Here is a 22,962-nt window from a genome sequence, read left to right as displayed (position 1 = left end):
CGCGTCGCCGACCTACCGGTCGACGTCGCCCATGATGGGGTCGAGGCTGCCGATGGTCGCCACGAGGTCCGGGATGTACTCGCCTCTTGCCATCTCGGGGAGCGTCTGGACGTGTGAGAACGAGGGACCGCGAATCTTGAAGCGGGCGGGCGTGTCGGTGCCGTCCGAGCACATGTAGATGCCCAGTTCGCCCTTCGCTGACTCGACGGCGCGGTAGATCTCGGTGTCCGGGTCGGGCCGAATCGTGCGGGGGACGTTGGCCTGAATCTCTCTGTCGTCCTCCGGCCACTCCTCCAGCAGGTCGACGCACTGCTCGATTATCTTCGCGGACTCCTCCACTTCGCGCATCCGGACGAGCAGTCGCGAGAAGTTGTCGCCGCCGTCCTCGGTGACGACCGACCAGTCGAGTTCGTCGTAGTAGCCGTAGGGGTCGTCCCGCCGGAGGTCGTAGTCGACGCCGGAGCCACGGGCGACCGGGCCGGTACAGCCGTACGCCTTGGCCGTCTCTGGGTCGAGGTAGCCGGTGTCGACGGTCCGCATCTGGATGATCTCGTTGCTCGTCAGCATGTCGTGGTACTCGCCGAGTTTCTCGGGGAGGCCGTCGAGGAACTCCCGGATGTTCTCGAAGAAGGTCTCGCGCGGTTCGGGCAGGTCCCACGCGACCCCGCCCAGCCGGAAGTAGTTGAACATCAGACGCTGCCCGGTCAGGTCCTCGAGGATGTCCTGGACGATCTCGCGGTCCCGGATGCCCCACTGGAAGACGGCGGTGAACTCGCTGACCACGTCCAGCGCGTAGGTGGCGACGGCGAGCATGTGGCCGAGGATGCGGGAGAACTCCCCGCACATCGTCCGAATGACCTGGGCGTACTCGGGCACCTCGATGTCGACGAAGTCCTCGGCGGCGCGGGCGTAGGCCCACTCGTTCAGGAGGCCGGCGCCGCTCCAGTCCCAGCGGTCGGGGTAGGGCATTATCTGGTGGCGGTAGGTCTTGGACTGACACATCTGCTCCTCACAGCGGTGGATGAAGCCGATGTCCGGGTCGACGGCCGCCACTTCCTCGCCGTCGAGTTCGATGTTCAGATGGAGGACGCCGTGAGTCGAGGGGTGGTGTGGCCCCATGTTGAGGTGCATCCGGTCCGGCCCGGTGCGTTCGTCTTCGAGGAGTCGCTGGTGTTCGCGGTAGGTGACGATCTGGGGCTGGCTCTGGTCGTAGTCCCGCGAGAGCGGGTGGCCCTGCCACGTCTCGGGCAGGAGGAGCCGCCGCAGGTTCGGGTGGTCCTCGTAGTGGATGCCGACGAGGTCGTAGGCCTCCCGTTCGTGCCACGCTGCCGTCGGGTACACCGGCGCGGCGGACTCGCTGGTCGGGTCGTCGCTCGTCGTCGGCACCACGACGGAGAGTTCCCGCGTCGGGTCGTCGTAGCTCCGCAGGTGGTAGATGGTCTCGTAACGGTCGGCGTACTCCTGAGCGGTGACGCAGGCGCAGTGGTCCAAACCGGCCTCGGCCTTCAGCGTCGAGAGGACGGTCTGCACCTCGTCGGCGCGGACGACTACTGCCGGCGCGTTCAGGTGGGTCTCCTCGTCGACGACGTACTCGCGTATCGGCGCGAGGAGGTCGGCGTGGGTCGCCTGCGAGGCACCCGCGACTGTCTGGGACATAGTGCTCGCGTCGGTGCCCACCTCCCTCGTCGTACTGCCTCGCCGGCGAGGCACCTTTATATTCGGCGGAGAAACTGACGGTGTGAAGTACGTCAGGCTCTCGCTCTCGATGGCGCCCGAGGTGCGCCACCCGATGCACCAGTTCGTCGTCGACCACGAGGGGTACGACGCCAGCTACCTCCTGCGCGGGAACGAGGTCGGCGATGACGTCCAGACGCTCCTCTTCCACGTCGACGGCCACCCACCGGACCCGTACCGGGCGGCCCTCGACGCCACGGACCACGTCGTCGAGTACGCCATCTCGACGTGCCCGGACGAGACGTTCTACCTCTACGTCCGGGACCGCCCCTCTGATACTGGCGGCGAACTCGTCGAGGCGCTCACGACGGCGGGACTGGTCGTCGTCTCCCCCATCGCCTACCGCTCGGACGGTACCATGGACCTCACGCTCGTCGGCCCCGGCGGGACGGTCCAGCGGGCGGTCGAGGCCGTCCCCGACGGCGTCGGCGTCGACGTCCGCGAGGTGGGCGAGTACGACAGTAGTCGGTTCGAGTCCGCCGCGGCCCTGACCGACCGGCAGTTCGCGGCCGTCACCGCCGCCGTCGGCTGTGGCTACTACGACGACCCGCGAGCGGGGACCACCGCCGACGTGGCCGACAGACTGGACTGTGCACCCGGCACCGCCGCCGAACACCTCCGCAAGGCCGAGGCTCGCGTGATGACACGACTCGTCGACGAGGACGCCGGGCCGGCGTCGGCCCGCAACCCATAACGCTCCCCCCCGCCTACCGCAGGCCATGACACTCGCGGACCTCGACTGGCGCGTCGTCGGCGAGGAGTCCCACGACGGGCCGCTGACGATGGCGCTCGAAGAGATAGCCGCCGAGACGGCGGCCGACGGCGGTCCAGCGACGGTTCGGGTGTACACGTGGCCCGACACGCTCTCGCTGGGGTACAATCAGGACCCCGACAGCATCGACTGGGCGTTCTGCGAACGCGAGGGTATCGGCGTCACCCGCCGGCCGACCGGCGGCGGCGCCATCTACCACGACCACCACGCCGACCTCTCCTACGGCATCGTCGCACCGGCCGACGCCGTGCCGGGGGACCTGATGGACTGCTACGAACTGTTCTGCGAACCGATTCTCGAGGCCTTCGAGCGGATGGGCGTCGACGCGGCCTTCGTCGACAGCGAACGTGAGGCCATCCACCAGCCAGCCTGTTACCTCCGGGCGCTCCACCCCGCCCACGACGTCGTCGGCCCCGACGGCCGCAAACTCGCCGGCAACGCTCAGTACCGCCAGAAGGACGCGGTCATCCAGCACGGGTCGCTGTCGGTGTCGACCCGTCCGGAGCGTCACTGTGGCTGTTTCGCCGGCAAACCCGACCCCGACGCCTTCCGTGAGCGCGTGGGCGCTATCGACGAGTACGTCGATGTCGACCGCGAGACGGTCGTGGAGACGCTCCGCGAGACGCTGGCCGAGTGGGTCGACGCCGACGCGGGCGGGTGGACCGACGACGAACGCACGCGCGCACGCGAGCGCGAGAGGTCGAAGTACGCCACCGACGAGTGGGTGCGCCGGTCGCCCTGACCGTGCCTACCACGACCGTTTATCTCGGTCCAGGATAAACGGCCGCTATGGTCCCCTCTCCGTCGGATGCCGACGACACAGCCTCCGAGAGCGTGCCCGCTCAGCGCTCCGACGCCGAACTGTACCGCATCGTCCGTCTCGCGACCGAGGACGCGATTCTGGGGGCCGTCGGCACGCTACTGCTGTCGGGCGTCGGCGTCGTCCTGTTTCTGGTCGGCGGGAGCGCTTTCCTCGGCGCCGACGGGTTCGGTGCGATGGTTCTGGCGGCGGTGGTCGCTCTCGGCGGCCTCTACCTCACGGCCGCCACGCTGGGCGTGATTCCGCCGGCTCGCGACTGGCTCTGACTCCGATGCCCACTCCGAAACCGCTTTGCCGGCCCGTCCCCGACCGCTGTCCATGGTACGAGTCGGTGCACACACCTCCATCGCCGGCGGCGCGTACAACGCCGTCGACGAACAGGTCGAGTACGGCGGCAACTGTGGCCAGATTTTCTCCCACTCGCCACAGGTCTGGCAGGACCCCAACATCGAGGACGACGAGGCCGAGAAGTTCCGCGAACTGAGCGACGAACACGGCGTCGGCCCGTGGGTCATCCACTCGTCGTACCTCGTCAACCTCTGTACGCCCAAAGAGGACCTCCGCGAGAAGTCCCGCGACTCCATGCAGAAGGAGGTCGACGCCGCCGCGAAGTTGGACATCGAGTACGTCAACGTCCACCTGGGCGCTCACACCGGCGCCGGCGTCGACGGCGGCCTCGACAACGCCGCGAGCGTGCTGGACGACCTCGATGTCCCGGACGGGGTGACGGTCCTCGTCGAGTCCGACGCCGGGAGCGGGACGAAACTGGGCGGCCAGTTCGAGCATCTCGCGACGGTCCGTGAGCGCACGGACGCGGACATCGAGTTCTGTCTGGACACCGCCCACATGTTCGCCGCGGGCTACGACATCTCGACGGCCAAGGGCGTCGAGGAGACGTTCGCCGAGTTCGACGACGTGGTCGGACTGGACGACCTCGCGTGCGTCCACCTCAACGACTCCAAACACGCCTGCGGGACGAACAAGGACGAACACGCCCACGTCGGCGAGGGCGAGATCGGCGAGGAAGGGATGCGCGCGTTCGTCAATCACGACGCGGTCGAAGACGTCCCCCTCGTCCTGGAGACGCCCACCGAGAACGGCAAGAGCTTCGAGTGGAACATCCAGCGGGTCCGGGAACTGCGCGCGGAGTAGCGTCCTCGACGACGACCGACCGCGAACTTTTTGCCGCCGAATCGACTGTACCCGATAGTGCGCAGGTTCTCCGCCGACTACCTCGACGCCACCCGCTCGGGGATGTGGGCCGACTCTCGCGAGGCACTCGCAGACCTCGACTTGAGCGAGTGTGACCGGGTGCTGGACGTCGGCTGTGGAACCGGCGAACTCACTCGCGTCCTCCGCGAGGAGACCGGCGGGACCGTCGTCGGCCTCGACGCCGACGCGGCCCTCCTCGAATCCGTTCCGGGACCGGTCGCGCAGGGCGACGCCACCCGCCTCCCGTTCGCCGACGACTCGTTCGACCTCGTGGTCTGTCAGGCGCTCCTCATCAACCTCCCCGACCCCGAGGTGGCGGTGCGGGAGTTCGCCCGCGTCGCCAGCGACCGGGTCGCGGCCGTCGAACCCGACAACGAGGCGGTCACCGTCGAGTCCACCGTCGACAGCGAACCCCGACTCGCGCGGCGGGCCAGACGCTATTTCTTGGACGGCGTCGAGACGGACGTGACGCTCGGGGCCGGTGCCGCCGACGTCTTCGAGTCGGCGGGGCTCGACGTGGTGTCGACGCGCCGGTACGACCAGCGCCGGACCGTCGAGCCACCGTACGACGAGGCCGCGGTCCGGGCCGCCCAGCGGAAGGCTACGGGCGAGGGGCTGGCGACCGACCGCGAGACCATCCTCGACGGCGAGACGACGCCCGAGGAGTACGATGCCCTCCGCCAGCGCTGGCGGGAGATGGGCCGCTCGGTCGTCGCACAGATGCAGGACGAGCGCTACGAGCGCAGCGAGACGGTCCCGTTCTTCGTCACGGTCGGTCGGGTGTGACCGCGGTGGACTCGTCGTGACGTGTCGGCGGGTCCGGCAGGAGGCCGCCTGCGATTCGGTACAGCGCCACGTCGACGGCACCCAAGAGGAGCCCGACCAGACTCCCGACTACCGCGGCGACGGCGCCGCCGACGAGCGTGACGAGCAGTGCCGACAGCGGCGGGACGTCACCAGTGACGACGAGGGGGCCGACGGCGACGACGAGCACGCCGAGGAGGAAGGCGGCGCCGGCGGCACTCCCGGCGGCGACGCCGCGCGGGACCAGCGTTCTGAGCGGAGCGTCCAGTCCAGCGTCCGACAGCACCCAGCGGACCGCGAGGACGAACAGCGCCCAGAGGTAGCAGAACACGGCGACGCCGAGCAGAGTGTCGAGGCCCGAGAGCAGGTCCGCCAGCGCGCCGGCGGCGTGAATCGGGAGGAGCGCCGCGAGGACGAACAGGGCGACGTCGAACGTCGCCAGCGCCCACGCGGTGAGCGAGAGCGCGGGGTCGGCTCCGTCGTCACTCTCGTCGTCGCCCTCACCCATGGGCCAGCACCTCCGCGAGGACGACGAGGACGAGCAGTGTCCCGGCCGTCGCGCCGTAGGCACGGCCGAGCGTCCGCTCCACTCCGGCGGTGTGCTCGTCGGTCTCGCGGCGGTCGTCGGCCCGGACGACGACGAGGGTCCGGACCGCCGACCCGACGACGAGGGCGAGGACAAGTACGAGTTTCACGAACAGGGTCCGACCCCAGTCGGTGCCCGGGCCGGGCGGGCCGAGTGCGCCGAGGTTGCCGACGCCGGTGAGGACGACGACGCCGAGGGCACCCCAGAACAACCACTCGTAGCGCCGGGCGGCGGCGACGCTGTCCGTGAGGCCGGTGCGGTAGCCGTACCAGAGGGCGGCGGTGCTGCCGACGACGACCGTTATCGCGAGGACGTGGAGGGTCCGTATCGCGAGGGAGACCAGTTGGGCCATCGGTTCACCTACGACGGCCGACACAAAATAGCTGGGTCGAGTTACACCACGTCGCCCCGGACCGTCGCGCCCTCCTGACGCTCACGGTAGGCCCGAACCGCGTCCGCCGCCTCGTCCGCTTCCTCGGCGTCCATCCCCAGCATCTCTAGGGCGCCCGACAGCGTCGGCAGGACGAACTCGCCGTCGCGCAACTTCTGGAAGGCGTCCTCGGAGCGCTGGCCGTCCACCCAGAGACACGCCCCGCGCGGGTCCAGAATCTGCTCGTAGTCGTCCCTGGCCATCGCGCCCTTCAGCCGCTGGGTGACGTTGTCGTCGAAGGAGGCGTTACACACTTCGAGGTGGATGGGTTCGTCCTCGTCGTCCGGCAGGAGGTGGGCGGCGAGGCACTTCTCCGGGGCGGCGTGGCCGTTGGTGTTGGCCCGGAGGTACTCGGGGTACTCGTCGGCCCACGCCGCCCGGACCGTCTTGCCGACGCCGTCGACGCCGTGGCTCCGCTGGAACTCCTCGGCCCGTTCGGGGGCGTCCTTGAACAGGATGTCCTTGGTGACGTAGACGTCCAGTCGCTCGATGGGGTCCAGTCCCAGCGCCACGTCGCCGTACACCCACACCTCGCGAACCGGGACCGGCATCGTCTCGTCCTCGACGGTGGCGACGACGTCTTCGACCCGTTCGACGGCCGCCGCGCGGTCCATACTCATCGCCAGTGGGTAGCGGGTGAGCGGGCAAATCGCTGACGCTCCGAACGCGGCCACCCGCTCCGGTAGGGCCGGTCACGAACAAAATGTTGAATTGTCAGGCGACGGAACGGTCCGTATGCCCGCTCTCACCGACGCCTTCCGGTCGTTCGCCGACTGGGCGGAGGGCTCGGACCCGTTGTACGCGAACCTCGCCCGGCGGGTCGCCGCCGATGCCGACCCGGACCTGCTCGCGCTGGCCGAGTCGGCCCCCGAGGACCGCGCGACCCCGAACCTCCTGTTGGCCGCGGTCCACTACCGTCTCGCCCGGCGACCCGACCACCCGCTCGCCGCCTACTACCCGAGCGTCACCGACGACCCACGCGCACCCGACGACGACTGCTACCCCGCGTTCCGGGCGTTCTGTCTCGACGACGCCGACGCCATCCGCCAGCTCCTCCGGTGCCGTCGGACACAGACCAACTCCGTCCGACGGTCGGCCGTCCTCTACCCGGCTCTCGCCCACGTCGCGGCACACGTCGACGGCCCGCTCGCCGTGGTCGAACTCGGACCCAGTGCCGGTCTGAACCTCCTGTTCGACCGCTACCGGTACGACTACGGGGACCGCGTCGTCGGCGCGGCCGACTCGCCGGTCACGATAGCGAGCGAGACACGCGGCGGCGACCCGCCGCTCCCAGCGGACCCACCCGCTCTCCACTCGCGCGTCGGGGTCGACCTGAACCCGCTGGACGTGACCGACGACGCCGACGCGGACTGGCTCCGGGCGCTCGTCTGGCCCGCCCACGAGGACCGGCGGGCCGTCCTCGACGCCGCGCTCACCGTCGCCCGCACGGACCCGCCACGGCTGGTCGCGGGCGACTTGTTGGAGGACCTGCCGGCCGTCCTCGACGAGGTCCCCGAGGACGTACCGGTCTGTGTCGTCAACACGCTCGTCCTGTATCAGGTCCCCGAGGCGGTCTGTGCGGAACTGGAGGGGTATCTCACCGAGCAGATGGCCCGCCGGCCCCTCCACTGGCTCACCGGCGAGACGGACCTCTCGGGCGGTGACTCGGTGCGGCTCGACTGGGTCCGGGCCGAAACGGACGGCATCGAGCGGACGCGTCTCGCCGACTACGACCCCCACGGCGCGTGGGTGGACTGGCGGGCGTAGGTACCTCCACTCGTGTCCGAGCGGCACGGACGTTTTTGCCGCCCGCGGCTGAACGGAGGGGCATGCAGGTCCGCGTGTACGACGACGGGGCCGAGGACGACTGCCTGTTCGTCCTCGGGTGGGGGAACCGCTGTCGCCACGAGAACGTCCAGTGGCTCGTCGACCGCGTCGCCGAACGGTACCGGGTCCACGCCGTCGAACTGCCGACCCACATCACCGACGTCCAGCGCGAGTGGGTCGACCCTGTCCGCGAGTACGCCGCCGACATAGACGAGTTCGCGCTGTTGGCCCACAGCGCCGGCGGGTTGACGACGGCCCACGCCGACCTCGACGGCGTCACGAACCGCGTGTACCTGAGTCCGTGGTGGGCGAGCGACTTTCCCCTGCCCGACCCCGTGGTCGACGCCATCGCGAGTCTCCCCGTGCGCACGCCGTGCATCCCGACCGGGAACATCGAGGCCGAGACCATCGGTGACCTCGCGACCGACGCCCAGCTAGCGGACGGTCCCGACGCCGCCTCGCCCGCGTTCCTCCGGACGACGCGGCGGGCCCACGCCACGCTGCCGCCCGCCCGCGAGAACGCCGTCGCGTTCTGTACGCTCACCGACGAGGTGGTCGACCCGCGGGCCATCGGCGCGCGACTGCCCGCCGACCGCATCCGTCTGTACGACGGCGGCCACGAACTGTTCAGTTCGAGCGCGAGAACGCGACACGTCGACACCGTTCTCGATGCCCTCGCCGAGGGGCCGTCGGCACTCTAACTCAGGCGCGTTTCGTCTCGTCGGTACTGACGTGGACCGTCTTCTCGACGACGGCGTGGACGACGCCCTCGTCGTCGACCAGTTCGACCTCGTACTCCCTGTCGACCGAGTCTCGGTCTGCCAGTTCGTCTTCGACGGCGCTGACCTCCGCGTCGGGGAGTTCGAACGTCGCGTACAGCGTCTCTTCGGCCGGCTTGTGGAACCGGATGGACGCAGCCTTGTCCCACACGACGTACGAGTCGTCCAGTCGGCGCATCAGCATCATCATGTAGAAGGGGTCGACGGCGCTGTAGAGACTCCCGCCGAAGATGGTCCCGACGACGTTTCTGGTCCGCCACGACAGCGGGAGTCGCACGCGTACCTCCGACCAGTCCGCCTCGATGTGTGTCACCCGGCCGCCGGTACCCAGATACGCGGGGTAGAGGTTGAACACGACCCGCTCCAGCCGTGTCCGCCACGATTCGCTCATTACGCCTCACACGTGGTCGGACGCGTATGACCGTTTCCATCGAGAAACAACCCCAACGAGGTTTCGAGACGAGACGAAACCCTCACCACCGCTCGCACGAATGTCCGAGCCAATGGAGTGTGACAAGTGCGGGGACGACGCGGTGCTGCACGCGGCCTACTCCGGCCTCTATCTCTGTGAGGACCACCTCTGTCGGGCCGTCGAGAAGCGCGTCCGACGACGCATCCGCGAGGACGGACTGGTCCCGGACGACGCCACGCCCGAGGACCCCGAGACGTGGGTCGTCGGCCTCTCGGGTGGGAAAGACAGCGTCGTCCTCACGGAGATTCTCCACGACGTGTTCGAGCGGGACCCCCGAATCGAACTCGTCGCGCTCTCTATCCACGAGGGCATCGAGGGGTACCGCGACAAGAGCTTGGAGGCCTGCGAGGAACTGACCGCCGAGTTGGGCATCCGCCACGAGGTGGTCACCTACGCCGACGAGTTCGACGTGCAGATGGACGACGTCGTCGAGAAGGACCCCGAGGGCATGGCCGCCTGCGCGTACTGTGGCGTGTTCCGCCGGGACATCCTCTCGCGCTACGCCGAGGAACTGGACGCGGACAAACTACTGACCGGCCACAACCTCGACGACGAGGCCGAGACGGCGCTGATGAACTTCCTCGAGGGCGACGTCGACCAGATGGCCAAACACTTCGACGCCTCGCTCGGCCCCTTCGAGGACCACGACGGCGCGCCGACCGAGCAGACACGCGAAGCACAGGACCACCACGTCCCGCGGGCCAAACCGCTCCGTGACGTCCCCGAGAAGGAGATAGCGCTGTACGCTCGCTTCCGGGACCTGCCGGCCCACATCACCGAGTGTCCCCACGCCGAGGAGGCCTACCGCGGCGAGATTCAGGAGCTGATGCTCGGGCTGGAGGAGAACCATCCGGGCACCCGCCACTCCATCATGGCCGGCTACGAGAAACTCGCGGCGCTGGCGGCCGACGCCTACGGCGGCGAGGACAGCGAGCGGGACTTCGGCGAGTGCGAGCGGTGCGGTGCCCCGACGGCACGGGACCTCTGTCGGAAGTGCAACCTACTGGACGCGCTCGAAGCGGTCTGAAAACGCGGTCGCTCACGGGTCGGCGTCGAGAGAACGGAGAAGGCGAGGTCGAACGTTACTCGTTCGTCCGGATGACGTCGAGTCCGTTGTTCTTCTCTCGCTGGTCGCGGCCGCCGTCGGTCTCGCCGTAGCCGGTGTGGCCGCCGGAACTGCTGCCGCCGGCGCTGGCGCCGTCGAAGCTCTCGACGTTGTCGCTCGCGTCGAAGGAGGTGTCGTCGCCGACCTCCTCGATGGCCTCGCGGGACTTGTTGGCCTGCTTCTGGGTGGTCGGACCGAGCACCTGTGCGGACTGGACGCCGGTCATGATGGCCATGACGCGGACCTTGCCCTTGTACTCCTCCTGAATCCGGGCGCCCCAGATGACGTTCGCCGAGGCCTCGAGGCGTTCGGTGATGTTCTGGGCGATGCCCTCTGCCTCCTTCAGGGTGAGGTCGGGGCCGCCGGTGATGTGGACCAGACCACCGCTGGCGCCGCGGTAGTCCACGTCCAGCAGCGGGTGGTTCATCGCGTCCTTGACGACCTCCTCGGTCTTGTTCTTGTCCTGGGTCTCACCCACGAGCATCACCGCGACGCCGCCCTGGTTCATGATGGAGGTCATGTCGGCGTAGTCGAGGTTGATGAGGCTCGGTTGGGTGATGGTCTCGGAGATGCCCTTGACCGTCTCGGCGATGATCTGGTCCATCACCGAGAACGCCTTGCCGATGGGCAGGTTCGGGACGTAGTCGAGCAGGCGGTTGTTGTCCAGCACGATGATGGAGTCGGCTTCGTTGCGAAGCTTCTCCAAGCCTTCTTCGGCCTTGACCGTACGGGCCCGCTCGACGTTGAACGGCGTCGACACCATGCCGACGACGATCGCGCCCTGCTCTTTGGCTATCTTCGAGACGACGGGGGCGGCACCGGTACCGGTCCCGCCACCCATCCCGGCGGTGACGAACACGAGGTCGGCGTCGCCGAGTACCTCCTTGATGGTCCCCTGTGCCATCTCGGTGGCGCGCTCACCCATCGAGGGGTCGCCACCGGCACCGAGGCCGTTGGTGAGGGATTTGCCGACCAGAATCTTCGTGTCGGCCTCGATCATCTTCAGGTGCTGCTTGTCCGTGTTGATGGCCACGGTGTCGGCACCTTCGACGCCGATGTTGTAGAGTCGATTGACGGTGTTGTTCCCGGCACCACCACAGCCGACGATGACGATGCGCGGGTCACCGAACCCGTCGACGTCCTCGTCGGACAGTTGCTTCTGTTCCTGCTCGTCGCGTTCGAGGGCCTCGTTGACGATATCCTGCATCGTTACGCCCTCGCCCAGGTTCGCTTGCGCTTGCCCTTGCTCTTCTCGGAGGCACGTTCGGAACCGTCCTGTTCTGCGAGCATCTCACGGACGGCCGACCGGATCGCCTCGCTCCGGTTGGGGTACTCCCCCGTTTCGACCATCTGTTCGACCTCTTCGATCTGCTGCTTCGGAATCCGTAGTGTCACACGCTCCATGGTTGGTAGTCCCCTTTGGGTAAGACGGTCCGAGCGGGGCGTGTTTACGACCCGCACGACCGTTTACACAGCGAAACCGCCAGACAGTGGCGGGGATGCCACCCCGACGCCCGCTGTGTAAGACGACCGTCTTACGCACAAGGTACCACAGACTGGGGGATATTAAAACTACCGCCGAGTGTATGACAAAACTCCGTTTACGGGTCGAGACACTCTCTATCGTTCGTTTGCACCACTTCTCGTCTGGTCGAGGACGTCGGCCGCCGGCGTCCGTCGGCCACAGCTCGGGCAGAAGCCCCAGTCAGACCGGAGTTCGTCCCCGCAATCACAGAACACACGCCGGGACGCTTTCTCACCGCAGTTCGGGCAGTAAACGTGGTCGTCAGACAGGTTTTCACCACATTGGGCGCACGGGCGAGCCTCCGTTTTCGCCGCGTTTTCGGGCTCGTCGACGCCTGTCTTACGACTGTCGCGCCCGTGTGACACGTCTTTCGACGCCTCGTTAGACACGCCGTCTGACGCGGTCGCCGAATCTGCCTGTCCGGCCGATACAGCGTCTGTATCGCCGTCGAGGTTGATGTTTACGTTGACGTCCTGGGGCTGACGACTCGGCACCGCCTCCTCCAGTCGGTCGGCGATGATGGTGTCGACACGCTCCGCGATGAGTTCGTCGATGCTCTCGGTGTCTGTCACCGGGTGTGCATCGGCCGAGCGAGTGTCTGACGACTCCGCGTCGCCGTCCAGGTACGCTCGGAGCGCCTCCCGCATGACCTCGCTCTTCGAGGCGTCGTAGGCCTCGAGTCGCTCGATGAGGTCGTCGTCGGCGCGGAACGTTATCTTACTCATCCGACTCGTCATACACGTTGTCACCCGGGTATTTCAATCTTCCCGCTGTGTCTGACGGACGTCTGCCGACGGCGAGCGGGCTACTCGCGGGGGTCGAACCCGGTGCTCCACGAGTCACCGCAGTTCGGGCAGTCGATGCGATAGGTGTTCGACCGCAGAAAGTGTGACTCCTCCTCGACGGCGAACTCACCCGCGTCGCGAGCACACGGGACGTGGAACCCCTCGCCGCAGTGGTCACACGTCACCGACTGTAGCTCGTTGGTCAGCGGGTCGCCACAGTAGGGACAGTCGGTGAGCACGTGTACTCCCAGCTACAACGAGCGGTGGTTTACGTGTTACGTGGGTGAACCGTGTGACTACTCCGCGAACCACCACCGAATAACAATGCTTAAGTCTGGACGGCGGGGTAATTTCGGGTACAGCCCGCCCTTAGCTCAGACTGGTAGAGCAGTCGACTGTAGATCGACTTGTCCCCCGTTCAAATCGGGGAGGGCGGACTCCTTCTCCCGTCGTTTCGGCTCGTAGCTCTGCTCGTCTCGTGTCTCCGTGAGCGCTCACGCCGCTCAGGCTCGACTCCGCCGACACGTCACGTCTGCTAGGAAGCGACTGCTCGAACTGTCTCGGGTCGAACGGCGTCGTGTAGTGGTCGCAGTCGTCGGCCGAACTGTGAGAACAGCGGTCGCGACGCCGACGGCCTCTTACAGCGCGTCGCCGGTCGCGGCCAGTCCGGCCTCGACGTCCACGTCGGCACCCTGTTCGCTGAGCGCGTCGCCCAGCGCGGTCATGAGGTAGCTGACGTTCTTCGCGCGGGCGGAGTGACCCATACAGCCGATGCGCCAGATGTCGCCTGCCAGCGCACCGAGGCCGCTCGCGATTTCGAGATCGTACTCGTCGAGCAGGTACTCGATGACCGCGCCGTCGTCGACGCCGTCGGGCACGCGGACGGTGTTGAGGCTCGGGAGCCAGTAGGCGTCGGGAGCGTTCATCTCTAAGCCCATCGCCTCGACGCCGGTCTTGAGCGCACTCGCGACCGAGCGGTGGCGGGCCCAGCGCTCCTCGATACCTTCCTCGGCGACCAACCGGAGGGCCTCCCGGAGCGCGTAGACGTTGGTGATGGGCGCGGTGTGGTGGTAGGCCCGTTCGTCGCCCCAGTAGCCTTCGAGCAGAGAGAGGTCGAGGTACCACGAGCGTGGCTGGGTCTCGCGAGAGAGCACCTTGTCCATCGCGTCGTCGTTGAGCGTCAGCGGACTCGCGCCGGGGGGACACGAGAGGCACTTCTGTGGGCCGGAGTAGGCCACGTCGACGTTCCACTCGTCGGCGCGGAACTCCACGCCCCCCAGCGAGGTGACCGTGTCCGCGACGACCAGCGCGTCGTTCTCGTGGGCGATGCTGGTCAGTTCCGGGACCGACGGCTGGAGGACGCCGGTGCTCGTCTCCGCGTGGACGAAGCCGAACACGTCTGGGCTGTGCTCGTCGAAGGCCGTCTCGACGTCGACGGGGTCCAGCGGTTCGCCCCACGGCGCGTCGACGGTGACGACCTCGCCGCCGGCGCGTTCGGCCATGCTGGCCATCCGGTCGCCGAAGTAACCGTTCGTCGGGACGAGCATCGTGTCGCCGGGTTCGACGAGGTTGCCGACGGCGGCCTCCATCGACGCCGACCCGGTGCCGGAGACGGGAATCGTCCACTGGTTGTCTGTGCGGAAAGTGTAGCGCAGTAGCTCCTGCACCTCGTTCATGATGTCGATGAACGAGGGGTCCAGATGGCCGACGAGTGGCGTACTCATCGCCCGCAACACGCGCGGGTGGACGTCGCTCGGACCGGGGCCCATCAGTGTGCGGTTCGGCGGTGCCAACTCTCCGACGTCTGGTTTCTCCACCATACTCGGCCAATACGGCCCAATTTTTATGAAGAATGTGGTTCGGCCCCAACTCACCGTCGTCGGACATATCAGATTACGTACGACCCGCGCTGTCGTATCAGGATAGTGGGGTATCTGCTCTGAGAACGGTGCGGGAGTGGTGTCTATGACTCTACGTATTCGGGTGGGTAGCGAGACGGTGCACGCGCCCAAGTCCGGACCATCTCGAATCCGAGAACCACCAGACTGCGACCGTCCGGACGGTGTGAACTATCCTCGCTCTTTTTGACAGTGTGGGTCGAAGCGTGGATGTGGTCGTCGATGGGAGTCTTTGACAAAGCACGCACCGTTTCCCAACTCGGGGAGCGAACGAGACGCCCGTACATATGTATCGTATGTGAGGCGTCACTGGAAGTCCAGCACCACTCCTGTCCCGTCTGCGGTGGATACGACATCCGCCGGGCCAAGTGGGTCGAATAGCCCTCGGCGTCCACGCTGGCACGTCCCTGCCAACGCTATCGGGCATCACGCCCTTTTTCCTCGGTAGAGCGCTCGTGTGCCGCTTACCACAGCCACAAGTGTCCCGAAATCGTACCGCGGGGTATGCATCGACGCCAACTCGGGACGACAGGCTACGACGTGACAGACGTCGGCTTCGGCACCTGGAACATCGGCGGCGACTGGGGCGACGTCGACGAAGAGGAGGGCCGGGAGGCCGTCCGGGCTGCACTCGACGCCGGCATCGACTTCATCGACACCGCGGACGTCTACGGCGACGGCTTCAGCGAACAGCGCATCGCGGAGGTACTCGACGAGCGTGGCGTCCGCGACGACGTGACCGTCGCGACGAAGGCCGGACGACGGCTGGACCCCCACACCGCCGACCGCTACAACTACGAGAACCTCTCGCAGTTCGTCGACCGCTCGCGGGAGTACCTCGGCGTCGACTCGCTGGAACTGGTCCAACTCCACTGCCCGCCCACCGAGGCGTACTACCAACCCGAGACGTTCGCGGCGCTGGACCGACTGAAAGACGAGGGGAAGATAGACCACTACGGCGTCAGCGTCGAGAAGGTCGAACAGGCGCTGAAGGCCATCGAGTACCCCGGCGTCGAGACGGTCCAGATAATCTTCAACATGTTCCGACAGCGCCCCGCGGACCTGTTCTTCGAGGAGGCCGCCCGACGAGACGTCGGCGTCGTCGTCCGCGTACCGCTCGCGTCGGGACTGCTGACGGGGAAACTCTCGCGGGACACCGAGTTCCCCGAGAACGACCACCGCAACTTCAACATCGAGGGCGAGGCGTTCGACCGGGGCGAGACGTTCGCCGGCCTGCCTGTCGACGACGGGTTCGACGCCGTCGACGAACTCCGCGACCACGTCCCCGAGCGGATGACGATGGCCCAGATGGCGCTGCGCTGGATTCTGGACCACGACGCGGTGTCGACGGTCATCCCCGGGTCGACGACGCCCGACCACATCGAGGCCAACGCGGCCGTCAGCGAGATGGCACCGCTCTCACACCAGACCCACGGGGCGGTGCGCGACGTCTACGAGGAGTACGTCTTCGACGCCGTCCACCACCGCTGGTAACGGGAAAATATCGGACTTCGGACCACTATCTCACCGAGATACGAGCGAGATAGCGACCCCTAGTTCGACTGGAGATTTCTGCGCTGAGACTACGCCGTACGGCACTTCGTATACGAAATCTGACCGTACCCAGCGGAGCTTGTATAATAATTCGGATAAGAAATCACTACACTCGTGTCATAATTGTTGAAGGTGTCTGACGCTCAGTCCAGCGCCGGACTCTCCCCGCGCCAGCGCAGGCCGCGCTGGCGGTAGCCGTCGAACTCCCCGCGGTCTATCTCCGCGACGATTTCGTCGTGGGTCGTCTCGTCGATGCGGACGAGGTGACACAGCGGGTGACCGGGCTGTGCGACGGGGTTCTCCAGCACGCCGACGAGGATGCCGGTGAACGGCGCGGTGACGACGCGTTCCTCGTGCTTGAAGTGGTCGCTGATGGTACAGATAGTCTCGCCCTCCTGGACGAGCGGGTACGGTCCCCACCGCATCTCGACGAGGCCACCGGTGTCCGCCCGGAGCCACGTCTTGTCGCCCTGGTCGGCGGGCACCGCGCGGTACCAGCCGGGCCAGCTGACCGTCGCCTCGGGGTCGACGCCGAACTCCGCGAGGACGCTGGCGACGCCGTCCAACGCGCGGTGGATGAGCGTCGGCTGGAACCGGTGGGCCTTCCCCATCTCGACGGTCACCGCCGGGATGCCGTCGTCCGTGGCGGTCCGGCGGAGCGACCCCGTCTCACCGGGGCCGGCGATGACGACGTTCGCGCCGAAGGCCCTCGCGAGCCGGTCTACCTCGGGGTTGCTGGTGTCGGCCCGGGCGTGGTACATCGTCGTCCGGTTCCGCGTCGACGTGTGGAAGTCCAGCAGGAGGTCACACTGACTGACGAACGTGTCGTAGATGCGGTCGGCCATCCGCTCGGCCGTGTTGCTCCGGGGTCTGCCCGGGAACGCACGGTTGAGGTCCTGGTCGTAGATGGGGATGTCCCGCGTCTGGGCGAGGTAGCCCGGCACGTTCAGGACGTGCAGACAGACCAGCGTCCCGTGGACGTCGGCCGGCGTGTAGCGGTCGGCCACCTCCTGTAACACTTTCACGCCGTTGAGTTCGTCGCCGTGGAGCGCGGCGGTCAGCCCGACCGTCGGCCCGTCGTGGTCGCCGTTGACGATGGTCACCGGAATCTCTATCGGGTCCCCGAGGTACGTCTCGCCCACCTCGTACCGGACGTGTCGCGTCTCGCCCGGCGGAACCTCGCCCTCGTAGCGGAAGGTGTCGGCCATACCGCTCGTGATGGCGGCCTCCGACAAGACTGTTGGTCCCGTATCTGTCCGGTCGGGGTCCCCCTGCGCTTGCCTGCGCTTGCCCGCCCTACTTGCGTCTTCGCCGTCACGTCTCCCACATGTACGCTGTCTGGCTGTCCGGCGACGACTGCTGTCGCTCGGCGACACGGGACCGTCGATGAGCGTCGTCGAGACCGGCCGCGACGTCGTCGGGACCGTCCGCGAGGAGAACGTCCCGTTCATGGCCGCGAGTATCGCGTACTACGGCCTCGCGTCCATCGTGCCGTTGCTCGTCGTCTCGCTGGCCCTGCTCTCGGCCGTCGGCGGGACGGCGACCCTGCTGGACCTGTTGCGGTCGACGCTCACGGAGCACTGGCAGGCGGTGTTCGAACAGTTGCTAGCCAACACCCGCGGGCACAGCACTGCCGGGGCACTCGGGCTGGCAGTCGCCGTCTGGAGCGGGAGCAAGGTGTTCCGTGGTCTCTGTATCGCGTTCACGGAGGTGTACGGGAGCGTCTCGAACGTCTCGCTCCCCGCTCGACTGGCCCGGAGCCTGTTGGTCATGGGGTCGCTGCTCGCTGCGGTCGCGCTCCTGTCGGCGACCGCCGTCGGCCTCACCTACGCCGACCTCCGGATTCCCCACCCGCTGTTGGTGGGTGCGGTCGCCGCACTGGCGGTCCTCGTCGTCACGTTCGTCCCCATCTACTACGCCCTCTCGCCGGTCGATACGACCGTCCGGCACGTGCTCCCGGGGACCGTCCTCGCCGCCGTCGGCTGGGTCACCATCCCCGTGGCCTTCCACTACTATGCCGGGGCCGTCGGGCAGTACGCGGCCTACGGCTACATCGGGGCGATTCTCCTGTTCGTCACCGCGCTCTATCTCGCCGCCGTCGTGCTCCTCCTCGGCGTCGTGGTCAACGCGGCGGTCGACTGGTAGCGCTCGCCGCGTCCGGACGCGAGACAGGATAGCGACGCTCGCGACGGTCGCGAGCACGAAACGGGACTCCGTTCACCGGACCCGTCCGGTGACTTGCGCTGGCAAGCAGCACGCACCTCGTCGTGCCACCCCTCTCCTCGTCTGTCAGATGAGCGATTCAGCATCACTGCAGCGCGGACCGCGGGCCCGCGTCCAGACGAGCGTCGAACAGTTGCTCAAACGGCCGGTCAAAGAGGCCGTCCACGAGGCCCTCGCCGAGGGCGCACAGTCGGACGCGGCCGCCGACGCCGTCGACGCCGAGACGGACTCGGAGCCGTCGAGTGAACCGGCTCGGTCCGAGTCGACGGCGGACGACGGCGACCAGACACAGACGAGTTCGGGCCGTCGCCTGCCGTCGAAGCGAGTCCTCTCCGTCGGTGTCCTCGCACTCCTCGTCTACCTCCGGCGACGACGCCGGTCGGGCACGACCGGGGCGTGACCTGCCGGCGGCCTCGCCGCCTCGGCGCGGTCACTCCAGTTCGGTCATCCCGACGAACAGCGTGTCCTCGACGAGCGCGTCCGTCGCCCGCCTGAGACGCTCGGACGCCGCCTGGTGTGAGATGTCGAGTTCGTCGGCGAGTTCCGAGAGGCTCACCTCTCGGGGGACCTTGAAGTACCCCCGTCGGGACGCCTCCGAGAGCACCTCGTACTGTGCGCTGGTCAACCCGTAGCGACCCGCCGGTTCCTCGTCCAGTTCGCGGATGGAGGAGACGTCGAACTCGACCCCGTGTTCCTCACAGAAGTCGTGGGTCTTCGAGAACAGCGACCGGCGGGGGTAGAGGACCCGCACCTTCCAGCGGTCGTTCTTTCCGACGGCGTCGAGGACCGTCGCCTCGGAGTTGGTGAGCATCTGCATGATGAGGTCGATGCGGCTGACCCACTCCATCCTGAACAGGCACTCGTCGTCGAACTCACCGAGCAGGTCGACGTCGTCGACGGTCGGGTCTTCGTCCAGCGCCGACTCTATCTCCGCCCGCGAACCCCCCCTCACCCACAGCATCGGCATGAGTGCGTCGTCACCGCTGGTCACGATACGCTCGACTTCGAACAGCAACTCCGGTAACGCCTCCAGCGAGTGACTGAGCGCGAGGTCGCTGGCTGGCACCGTCCCGGATACGATGGTGGGCATCGGTGTTCGATATGCGACTGGCCGCCGTTTACAACTTTCTGTCGATCGGGCACGCCCGACCGTCGTTGCGTGTGCAAGCACTACCGTGGTGTACGGGACGCCCTTCTGGTCGAGTGCAATGTCGACAGTCGAACTCACGAACGACGACATCGGCAAAGACGTCGTCGCCGCCGACGGCACCGACGTCGGAATCGTCAGTGGCTACCGGTACGGGACGGCCTACGTCGACCCCGACCCCGGACTCACGACGAAACTCAAGACCGCGCTCGGCTGGGAAGACACCGACGAGGACGAGGGCTACCCACTCCAGGAGGCGTCGATAGATTCGGTGACCGACGACGAGATACGACTCCGCTCGGACCTGTAAGCCGCGACGTCGGCAGACTCAGTTTTCGACGTATCCGAGTCGCGAGCCACCGGCCCGTTCGCTCGGCCTGCCCACCGCACAGTTCAAGTGCGATTGCAGTAACCACACGGACGTGGCACTCTCCCTCGACCTGTTCGGGACGCTCGTCGACGCCGACCGGCCCGACGCGCCGTGGGACGCCGTAGCCGACAGCCTCGCCGCGCGGGACGTCCGCGTCCCAGACGATTGGGAGGCCGCCTACCGGCAGTCCCATCGCGAGTACGAACGCGGCCGGGAGGCGCCTCTGGACGAACACGTCCGCCTCGCGCTGGCGAGTCGCGGCGTCGACGTCTCGCCCGAGGCTGCGCGCGAGGCTGTGCTGGCGGCGTTCGACGCGCCGGTCACCGTCAGGGACGGCGCTCGCGACGTGCTCCGGGCGGCCCACGACCGCGGCCCTGTCGCCGTCTGCTCGAACTGCAGCGTCCCGGGACTGGTCGAACGCACGCTCGACCGGGCCGCCCTCGGCCCCGAGACGGCCCTCGGGCCCGACGTCGTCGTCACGAGCGTCGACTGTGGCTGGCGCAAGCCCCACGAGCGCATCTTCCAAGCGACGGCCGACGCGCTCGGCGTCCCGCTCTCGGACCTGGTCCACGTCGGCGACGACGCTCGCACGGACGGCGGGGCCGGGCGCGTCGGCGCGACGTCGGTTCTGCTCGACGACTGTTCGCTGTCGCAGATTGCCGCCCGACTCCGGGAGGGGTCGCTGTGCTGACTGCCGTGGCCGTCCTCGTCGCCGCCACGCTGGAGGCCGTCGTCGGCGAGCCACCGACGCGGCTCCACCCCGTCGCGTGGTTCGGGTCGCTGGTCGCGCCGCTGGACCGCGAGTGGTCGCGGCCGCTCGTGGCGGGGTCGCTCGCGGCGGTGGCGCTGCCCCTGTTCGCGGCGCTCGTGGCCGTCGCGACCGTCGCGACGGGCAGTACGGCCCATCCGGCGCTCGGCGTCCTCCTCGCCGGCCTCGTCCTCTTTCTGGCGACCAGTCTCCGCCGCCTGCTGGACGCCGCTCGCTCGGTCGTCGCCGACACCGAGACGGACCTCGCGGCCGCCCGCGAGGGACTGCTCGCGCTGGCCGGTCGGGACGCGAGCGACCTCTCGCCGGGCCTCCTGCGGGGCGCGGCCGTCGAGAGCGCCGCCGAGAACCTCGCCGACGGACTGGTCGCCTCGCTCGGAGCGTTCGTCCTCGGGGCCGTTCTCGCGCCGCACGTCGGACTCTCGGCGCTCGCACTGGCCGCCGGGGCCGCCGCGTGGGTCAAGGCGGTCAACACGATGGACTCGATGCTGGGCTACCGCTCGAAGCGCGTCGGGACCCCGGCCGCACGACTCGACGACGCCGTGATGTGGCTCCCGGCCCGCGTGAGCGCGCTCTTGCTCGCCGTCGCGTTCGCGGACCCGCGCTCGCTGCTAGGCGCTCGCTCGTGGCTGGCCCGCGTCCCGTCGCCGAACTCGGGGTGGCCGATGGGCGTCGCCGCGGCCGCGCTGGACGTCCGACTGGAGAAGCCGGGCGTCTACGTCCTGAACGCCGACGCGCCGCTCCCGACGGTCGCGCGGGCCCGACGCGGCGTTCGCGGGGTCGCCGTGGCCGGCCTCCTCTCGTACGCGCTGGCGGGGGTGGCGACGTGGTTCTGAGCGCCCTCCGCGGCGCGCTGGGTTTCCTCTCCCGTCTGCCCGTCGGCCACAGCGAGGCGGCGTGGGACGCCTTCACTGCGACGCCAGCCGCCTTCCCGCTGGCGGGGTACGTCGTCGGCGCCCTCGTCGCCGTGCCGTTCCTCGCCGTCGGCTTGCTTCCGGCCCCGGTCGTCGCCGCGGCGTACCTCGCCGCGGTGGTGCTGGTCACGGGTGTCAACCACGCCGACGGCCTCGCCGACCTCGGGGACGCCGCCGTCGTCCACGGCGACCCGGCCGAACGTCGCGAGGTGATGCGCGACACCACCGTCGGCGTCGGCGCGGTGCTCGCCCTCGGGACGGGCCTGCTCGGACTTGGGCTGGGAGCGCTCGCGGCGGCGCGACTCCCGCTCCTCGCCGCCGTCGCCGTCGTCCTCGCCAGCGAAGTCGGCGCGAAACTCGCGATGGCGACGCTGGCCTGTCTCGGCACGCCGAGTCACGAGGGGTTCGGCGCGACCATACTCGACGGGCAGGGGCCGTCGGACCTCGCCGGCCCGCTCGTCGTCGCGGTGCCCGCGGCGCTCCTCGCGCTCCCCGCGACCGCCGTCGCGAGCGTCGCGAGCGTCGCTGTGGCCCTTTCGCTGAATCGGTGGGCAGACCGACGGCTCGGCGGCGTCGGCGGCGACGTGTTCGGTGCGACCAACGAACTCGCCCGGGTGGTCGCGCTCCACGCCGCCGTGGCGACGTGGGCGCTGGTCGACTGGGGGGTGCTCGCGTGGACGCTCTCGTGATGTGTGGCGGGCGCGGTACGCGCCTCGACGCCGACGCCGAGAAACCCCTGTTCCGGGTCGGCGGCGTCCCGATGGTCGACCGGGTCCTTGACGCCCTCGCCGACAGCGGTGTCGACGCCGTCTACGCCGCCACGTCGCCGAACGCACCGGAGACGCGCAGACACCTCGCCGTCCCGACCGTCGCGACGCCCGGCGACGGCTACGTCGCGGACCTCGACGCGGCGCTGGGCGACCCCCAACTCTCGACGCCCGTCCTGACCGTCGCGGCGGACCTCCCCCTGCTCGACGGTGCGATACTCGACCGGGTGCTCGCTGCCCACGAGGGTGGGTCGCTGTCGGTGCTGGTCCCCGCCGCTCGCAAGCGGGAACTCGGTGTGAGCGACGACACCACCTTCGAGCGAGACGGGCGTGCGGTCGCACCCACCGGCGTCAACGTCGTCGGCGACGCCGGCGAGGACGCGTGGCTGACCGACGACGTGCGCGTGGCGGTCAACGTCAACACCCTCGCTGACGCCCGCGTCGCCGAACAGTTCCTCTGAGCCGCGAAACT

28 protein-coding genes and 1 tRNA gene are annotated in these 22,962 nt (G+C 68.3%); 17 read left to right on the top strand and 12 right to left on the bottom strand.

The window, feature by feature from the left end:
- Nucleotides 1-12: 12 nt before the first annotated feature.
- Complete coding sequence (locus tag EGH21_RS03460; protein ID WP_220617064.1) at nucleotides 13-1,656, bottom strand: NADH-quinone oxidoreductase subunit D; 1,644 nt, start codon at nucleotides 1,654-1,656, stop codon at nucleotides 13-15.
- An 82-nt stretch (nucleotides 1,657-1,738) separates the two neighbouring features.
- On the opposite strand from EGH21_RS03460, the gene EGH21_RS03455 reads away from it, so the two are divergent.
- From EGH21_RS03455 to EGH21_RS03435, 5 genes are all read left to right on the top strand, one after another.
- The gene (locus EGH21_RS03455; protein ID WP_220617063.1) at nucleotides 1,739-2,428 is read left to right on the top strand and encodes a helix-turn-helix domain-containing protein; all 690 of its coding nucleotides are present in this window, start codon (nucleotides 1,739-1,741) and stop codon (nucleotides 2,426-2,428) included.
- Between the two features lie 25 nt (nucleotides 2,429-2,453).
- Nucleotides 2,454-3,248, top strand: coding sequence for a lipoate--protein ligase family protein (locus EGH21_RS03450; protein ID WP_220617062.1), 795 nt, complete (start codon nucleotides 2,454-2,456; stop codon nucleotides 3,246-3,248).
- Between the two features lie 47 nt (nucleotides 3,249-3,295).
- Nucleotides 3,296-3,592, top strand: coding sequence for a hypothetical protein (locus EGH21_RS03445; protein ID WP_220617061.1), 297 nt, complete (start codon nucleotides 3,296-3,298; stop codon nucleotides 3,590-3,592).
- A 52-nt stretch (nucleotides 3,593-3,644) separates the two neighbouring features.
- On the top strand, nucleotides 3,645-4,478 hold the full coding sequence (locus EGH21_RS03440; protein ID WP_220617060.1) for a deoxyribonuclease IV: 834 nt from the start codon (nucleotides 3,645-3,647) through the stop codon (nucleotides 4,476-4,478).
- A gap of 102 nt (nucleotides 4,479-4,580) precedes the next feature.
- Nucleotides 4,581-5,324 (top strand): class I SAM-dependent methyltransferase, encoded by a 744-nt coding sequence (locus EGH21_RS03435; RefSeq protein WP_220617306.1) that lies wholly within the window; start codon nucleotides 4,581-4,583, stop codon nucleotides 5,322-5,324.
- Here EGH21_RS03435 and EGH21_RS03430 read toward each other — a convergent pair.
- From EGH21_RS03430 to EGH21_RS03420, 3 genes are read right to left on the bottom strand one after another with little or no spacing between them, the layout of a single operon-like run.
- The gene (locus tag EGH21_RS03430) at nucleotides 5,305-5,850 is read right to left on the bottom strand and encodes a DUF7965 family protein (protein ID WP_220617059.1); all 546 of its coding nucleotides are present in this window, start codon (nucleotides 5,848-5,850) and stop codon (nucleotides 5,305-5,307) included. The genes EGH21_RS03435 and EGH21_RS03430 overlap by 20 nt on opposite strands.
- Nucleotides 5,843-6,280 (bottom strand): CopD family protein, encoded by a 438-nt coding sequence (locus EGH21_RS03425; protein WP_236035368.1) that lies wholly within the window; start codon nucleotides 6,278-6,280, stop codon nucleotides 5,843-5,845. Before EGH21_RS03425 ends, EGH21_RS03430 begins: the two co-directional genes overlap by 8 nt.
- A gap of 41 nt (nucleotides 6,281-6,321) precedes the next feature.
- Complete coding sequence (locus tag EGH21_RS03420; RefSeq protein WP_425433293.1) at nucleotides 6,322-6,972, bottom strand: DUF7095 family protein; 651 nt, start codon at nucleotides 6,970-6,972, stop codon at nucleotides 6,322-6,324.
- Between the two features lie 121 nt (nucleotides 6,973-7,093).
- On the opposite strand from EGH21_RS03420, the gene EGH21_RS03415 reads away from it, so the two are divergent.
- Nucleotides 7,094-8,125 carry a DUF2332 domain-containing protein gene (locus tag EGH21_RS03415; protein ID WP_220617057.1) on the top strand — a complete coding sequence of 344 codons (1,032 nt, stop codon included), beginning with the start codon at nucleotides 7,094-7,096 and terminating at the stop codon, nucleotides 8,123-8,125.
- A gap of 62 nt (nucleotides 8,126-8,187) precedes the next feature.
- Complete coding sequence (locus EGH21_RS03410) at nucleotides 8,188-8,886, top strand: alpha/beta hydrolase (protein ID WP_220617056.1); 699 nt, start codon at nucleotides 8,188-8,190, stop codon at nucleotides 8,884-8,886.
- A gap of 1 nt (nucleotide 8,887) precedes the next feature.
- On the opposite strand, the gene EGH21_RS03405 is transcribed toward EGH21_RS03410, so the two are convergent.
- Nucleotides 8,888-9,355 carry a DUF4442 domain-containing protein gene (locus EGH21_RS03405; protein WP_220617055.1) on the bottom strand — a complete coding sequence of 156 codons (468 nt, stop codon included), beginning with the start codon at nucleotides 9,353-9,355 and terminating at the stop codon, nucleotides 8,888-8,890.
- 112 nt (nucleotides 9,356-9,467) lie between these two features.
- Between EGH21_RS03405 and ncsA the strand changes: the two genes are divergently transcribed.
- Nucleotides 9,468-10,463, top strand: a complete 996-nt coding sequence (gene ncsA / locus EGH21_RS03400) for a tRNA 2-thiolation protein NcsA (RefSeq protein ID WP_220617054.1) — start codon at nucleotides 9,468-9,470, stop codon at nucleotides 10,461-10,463.
- A gap of 55 nt (nucleotides 10,464-10,518) precedes the next feature.
- Here the strand turns inward: ncsA and ftsZ are convergent, their stop codons facing one another.
- The 4 genes from ftsZ to EGH21_RS03380 all read right to left on the bottom strand — a co-directional run bounded on the left by ftsZ (nucleotide 10,519) and on the right by EGH21_RS03380 (nucleotide 13,090).
- Nucleotides 10,519-11,748: a cell division protein FtsZ gene (gene ftsZ, locus EGH21_RS03395; RefSeq protein WP_220617053.1), complete on the bottom strand. Its 1,230-nt coding sequence runs from the start codon at nucleotides 11,746-11,748 to the stop codon at nucleotides 10,519-10,521.
- Between the two features lie 2 nt (nucleotides 11,749-11,750).
- On the bottom strand, nucleotides 11,751-11,945 hold the full coding sequence (locus EGH21_RS03390; RefSeq protein WP_220617052.1) for a ribbon-helix-helix domain-containing protein: 195 nt from the start codon (nucleotides 11,943-11,945) through the stop codon (nucleotides 11,751-11,753).
- A 216-nt stretch (nucleotides 11,946-12,161) separates the two neighbouring features.
- Nucleotides 12,162-12,791, bottom strand: a complete 630-nt coding sequence (locus EGH21_RS03385) for a double zinc ribbon domain-containing protein (protein ID WP_220617051.1) — start codon at nucleotides 12,789-12,791, stop codon at nucleotides 12,162-12,164.
- 80 nt (nucleotides 12,792-12,871) lie between these two features.
- Nucleotides 12,872-13,090 carry an RING finger protein gene (locus EGH21_RS03380; protein ID WP_220617050.1) on the bottom strand — a complete coding sequence of 73 codons (219 nt, stop codon included), beginning with the start codon at nucleotides 13,088-13,090 and terminating at the stop codon, nucleotides 12,872-12,874.
- Between the two features lie 124 nt (nucleotides 13,091-13,214).
- On the opposite strand from EGH21_RS03380, the gene EGH21_RS03375 reads away from it, so the two are divergent.
- A tRNA-Tyr gene (locus EGH21_RS03375) sits at nucleotides 13,215-13,288 on the top strand.
- A gap of 201 nt (nucleotides 13,289-13,489) precedes the next feature.
- Here EGH21_RS03375 and EGH21_RS03370 read toward each other — a convergent pair.
- Nucleotides 13,490-14,671, bottom strand: a complete 1,182-nt coding sequence (locus EGH21_RS03370; RefSeq protein ID WP_220617049.1) for a pyridoxal-phosphate-dependent aminotransferase family protein — start codon at nucleotides 14,669-14,671, stop codon at nucleotides 13,490-13,492.
- Between the two features lie 582 nt (nucleotides 14,672-15,253).
- Here EGH21_RS03370 and EGH21_RS03365 point away from each other — a divergent pair.
- Nucleotides 15,254-16,243, top strand: coding sequence for an aldo/keto reductase (locus tag EGH21_RS03365; RefSeq protein WP_220617048.1), 990 nt, complete (start codon nucleotides 15,254-15,256; stop codon nucleotides 16,241-16,243).
- 203 nt (nucleotides 16,244-16,446) lie between these two features.
- Here the strand turns inward: EGH21_RS03365 and EGH21_RS03360 are convergent, their stop codons facing one another.
- A complete protein-coding gene (locus EGH21_RS03360; RefSeq protein WP_220617047.1) occupies nucleotides 16,447-17,511 on the bottom strand; it encodes a succinylglutamate desuccinylase/aspartoacylase family protein in 1,065 nt (354 codons plus the stop codon).
- Between the two features lie 178 nt (nucleotides 17,512-17,689).
- Between EGH21_RS03360 and EGH21_RS03355 the strand changes: the two genes are divergently transcribed.
- Both EGH21_RS03355 and EGH21_RS03350 read left to right on the top strand, forming a co-directional pair.
- Entirely contained in the window at nucleotides 17,690-18,448 is a 759-nt protein-coding gene (locus EGH21_RS03355) for a YihY/virulence factor BrkB family protein (protein WP_220617046.1), read from the top strand.
- Between the two features lie 148 nt (nucleotides 18,449-18,596).
- Entirely contained in the window at nucleotides 18,597-18,926 is a 330-nt protein-coding gene (locus EGH21_RS03350; RefSeq protein ID WP_220617045.1) for a hypothetical protein, read from the top strand.
- Between the two features lie 30 nt (nucleotides 18,927-18,956).
- On the opposite strand, the gene EGH21_RS03345 is transcribed toward EGH21_RS03350, so the two are convergent.
- Nucleotides 18,957-19,616 (bottom strand): helix-turn-helix domain-containing protein, encoded by a 660-nt coding sequence (locus EGH21_RS03345; RefSeq protein WP_220617044.1) that lies wholly within the window; start codon nucleotides 19,614-19,616, stop codon nucleotides 18,957-18,959.
- Nucleotides 19,617-19,734: 118 nt separating this feature from the next.
- On the opposite strand from EGH21_RS03345, the gene EGH21_RS03340 reads away from it, so the two are divergent.
- The 5 genes from EGH21_RS03340 to EGH21_RS03320 all read left to right on the top strand — a co-directional run bounded on the left by EGH21_RS03340 (nucleotide 19,735) and on the right by EGH21_RS03320 (nucleotide 22,951).
- Entirely contained in the window at nucleotides 19,735-19,983 is a 249-nt protein-coding gene (locus EGH21_RS03340) for a PRC-barrel domain containing protein (RefSeq protein ID WP_220617043.1), read from the top strand.
- A gap of 112 nt (nucleotides 19,984-20,095) precedes the next feature.
- Nucleotides 20,096-20,734 carry an HAD family hydrolase gene (locus tag EGH21_RS03335; RefSeq protein WP_220617042.1) on the top strand — a complete coding sequence of 213 codons (639 nt, stop codon included), beginning with the start codon at nucleotides 20,096-20,098 and terminating at the stop codon, nucleotides 20,732-20,734.
- Nucleotides 20,728-21,645: an adenosylcobinamide-phosphate synthase CbiB gene (gene cbiB / locus EGH21_RS03330; RefSeq protein WP_220617041.1), complete on the top strand. Its 918-nt coding sequence runs from the start codon at nucleotides 20,728-20,730 to the stop codon at nucleotides 21,643-21,645. The genes EGH21_RS03335 and cbiB overlap by 7 nt, the downstream gene beginning before the upstream one ends.
- Nucleotides 21,636-22,412 carry an adenosylcobinamide-GDP ribazoletransferase gene (gene cobS, locus EGH21_RS03325; RefSeq protein ID WP_220617040.1) on the top strand — a complete coding sequence of 259 codons (777 nt, stop codon included), beginning with the start codon at nucleotides 21,636-21,638 and terminating at the stop codon, nucleotides 22,410-22,412. The genes cbiB and cobS overlap by 10 nt, the downstream gene beginning before the upstream one ends.
- Nucleotides 22,412-22,951, top strand: a complete 540-nt coding sequence (locus EGH21_RS03320) for an NTP transferase domain-containing protein (protein WP_220617304.1) — start codon at nucleotides 22,412-22,414, stop codon at nucleotides 22,949-22,951. Before cobS ends, EGH21_RS03320 begins: the two co-directional genes overlap by 1 nt.
- The last annotated feature ends 11 nt before the right edge of the window (nucleotides 22,952-22,962 follow it).

This window comes from Haloarcula rubra, assembly GCF_019599465.1.
In the GTDB taxonomy this organism is placed as follows: Archaea; Halobacteriota; Halobacteria; order Halobacteriales; family Haloarculaceae; genus Haloarcula; species Haloarcula rubra.
Note: the sequence above shows the minus strand (reverse complement) of the source record. Positions and strands in the feature narration are given on the sequence as shown.

What these genes read in the sequence shown, in the direction of transcription:
- EGH21_RS03415 (WP_220617057.1), top strand. Translation starts at nt 7,094, where the DNA reads ATGCCCGCTCTCACCGACGCCTTCCGGTCGTTCGCCGACTGGGCGGAG.
- EGH21_RS03450 (WP_220617062.1), top strand. Translation starts at nt 2,454, where the DNA reads ATGACACTCGCGGACCTCGACTGGCGCGTCGTCGGCGAGGAGTCCCAC.
- EGH21_RS03405 (WP_220617055.1), bottom strand. Translation starts at nt 9,355, where the DNA reads ATGAGCGAATCGTGGCGGACACGGCTGGAGCGGGTCGTGTTCAACCTC.
- EGH21_RS03435 (WP_220617306.1), top strand. Translation starts at nt 4,581, where the DNA reads ATGTGGGCCGACTCTCGCGAGGCACTCGCAGACCTCGACTTGAGCGAG.
- EGH21_RS03440 (WP_220617060.1), top strand. Translation starts at nt 3,645, where the DNA reads ATGGTACGAGTCGGTGCACACACCTCCATCGCCGGCGGCGCGTACAAC.
- EGH21_RS03420 (WP_425433293.1), bottom strand. Translation starts at nt 6,972, where the DNA reads ATGGACCGCGCGGCGGCCGTCGAACGGGTCGAAGACGTCGTCGCCACC.
- EGH21_RS03445 (WP_220617061.1), top strand. Translation starts at nt 3,296, where the DNA reads ATGGTCCCCTCTCCGTCGGATGCCGACGACACAGCCTCCGAGAGCGTG.
- EGH21_RS03390 (WP_220617052.1), bottom strand. Translation starts at nt 11,945, where the DNA reads ATGGAGCGTGTGACACTACGGATTCCGAAGCAGCAGATCGAAGAGGTC.
- EGH21_RS03425 (WP_236035368.1), bottom strand. Translation starts at nt 6,280, where the DNA reads ATGGCCCAACTGGTCTCCCTCGCGATACGGACCCTCCACGTCCTCGCG.
- EGH21_RS03365 (WP_220617048.1), top strand. Translation starts at nt 15,254, where the DNA reads ATGCATCGACGCCAACTCGGGACGACAGGCTACGACGTGACAGACGTC.
- EGH21_RS03410 (WP_220617056.1), top strand. Translation starts at nt 8,188, where the DNA reads ATGCAGGTCCGCGTGTACGACGACGGGGCCGAGGACGACTGCCTGTTC.
- ncsA (WP_220617054.1), top strand. Translation starts at nt 9,468, where the DNA reads ATGGAGTGTGACAAGTGCGGGGACGACGCGGTGCTGCACGCGGCCTAC.
- EGH21_RS03370 (WP_220617049.1), bottom strand. Translation starts at nt 14,671, where the DNA reads ATGGTGGAGAAACCAGACGTCGGAGAGTTGGCACCGCCGAACCGCACA.
- EGH21_RS03355 (WP_220617046.1), top strand. Translation starts at nt 17,690, where the DNA reads ATGAGCGTCGTCGAGACCGGCCGCGACGTCGTCGGGACCGTCCGCGAG.
- EGH21_RS03340 (WP_220617043.1), top strand. Translation starts at nt 19,735, where the DNA reads ATGTCGACAGTCGAACTCACGAACGACGACATCGGCAAAGACGTCGTC.
- ftsZ (WP_220617053.1), bottom strand. Translation starts at nt 11,748, where the DNA reads ATGCAGGATATCGTCAACGAGGCCCTCGAACGCGACGAGCAGGAACAG.
- EGH21_RS03360 (WP_220617047.1), bottom strand. Translation starts at nt 17,511, where the DNA reads ATGGCCGACACCTTCCGCTACGAGGGCGAGGTTCCGCCGGGCGAGACG.
- EGH21_RS03385 (WP_220617051.1), bottom strand. Translation starts at nt 12,791, where the DNA reads ATGAGTAAGATAACGTTCCGCGCCGACGACGACCTCATCGAGCGACTC.
- EGH21_RS03320 (WP_220617304.1), top strand. Translation starts at nt 22,412, where the DNA reads ATGTGTGGCGGGCGCGGTACGCGCCTCGACGCCGACGCCGAGAAACCC.
- EGH21_RS03345 (WP_220617044.1), bottom strand. Translation starts at nt 19,616, where the DNA reads ATGCCCACCATCGTATCCGGGACGGTGCCAGCCAGCGACCTCGCGCTC.
- EGH21_RS03460 (WP_220617064.1), bottom strand. Translation starts at nt 1,656, where the DNA reads ATGTCCCAGACAGTCGCGGGTGCCTCGCAGGCGACCCACGCCGACCTC.
- EGH21_RS03350 (WP_220617045.1), top strand. Translation starts at nt 18,597, where the DNA reads ATGAGCGATTCAGCATCACTGCAGCGCGGACCGCGGGCCCGCGTCCAG.
- EGH21_RS03430 (WP_220617059.1), bottom strand. Translation starts at nt 5,850, where the DNA reads ATGGGTGAGGGCGACGACGAGAGTGACGACGGAGCCGACCCCGCGCTC.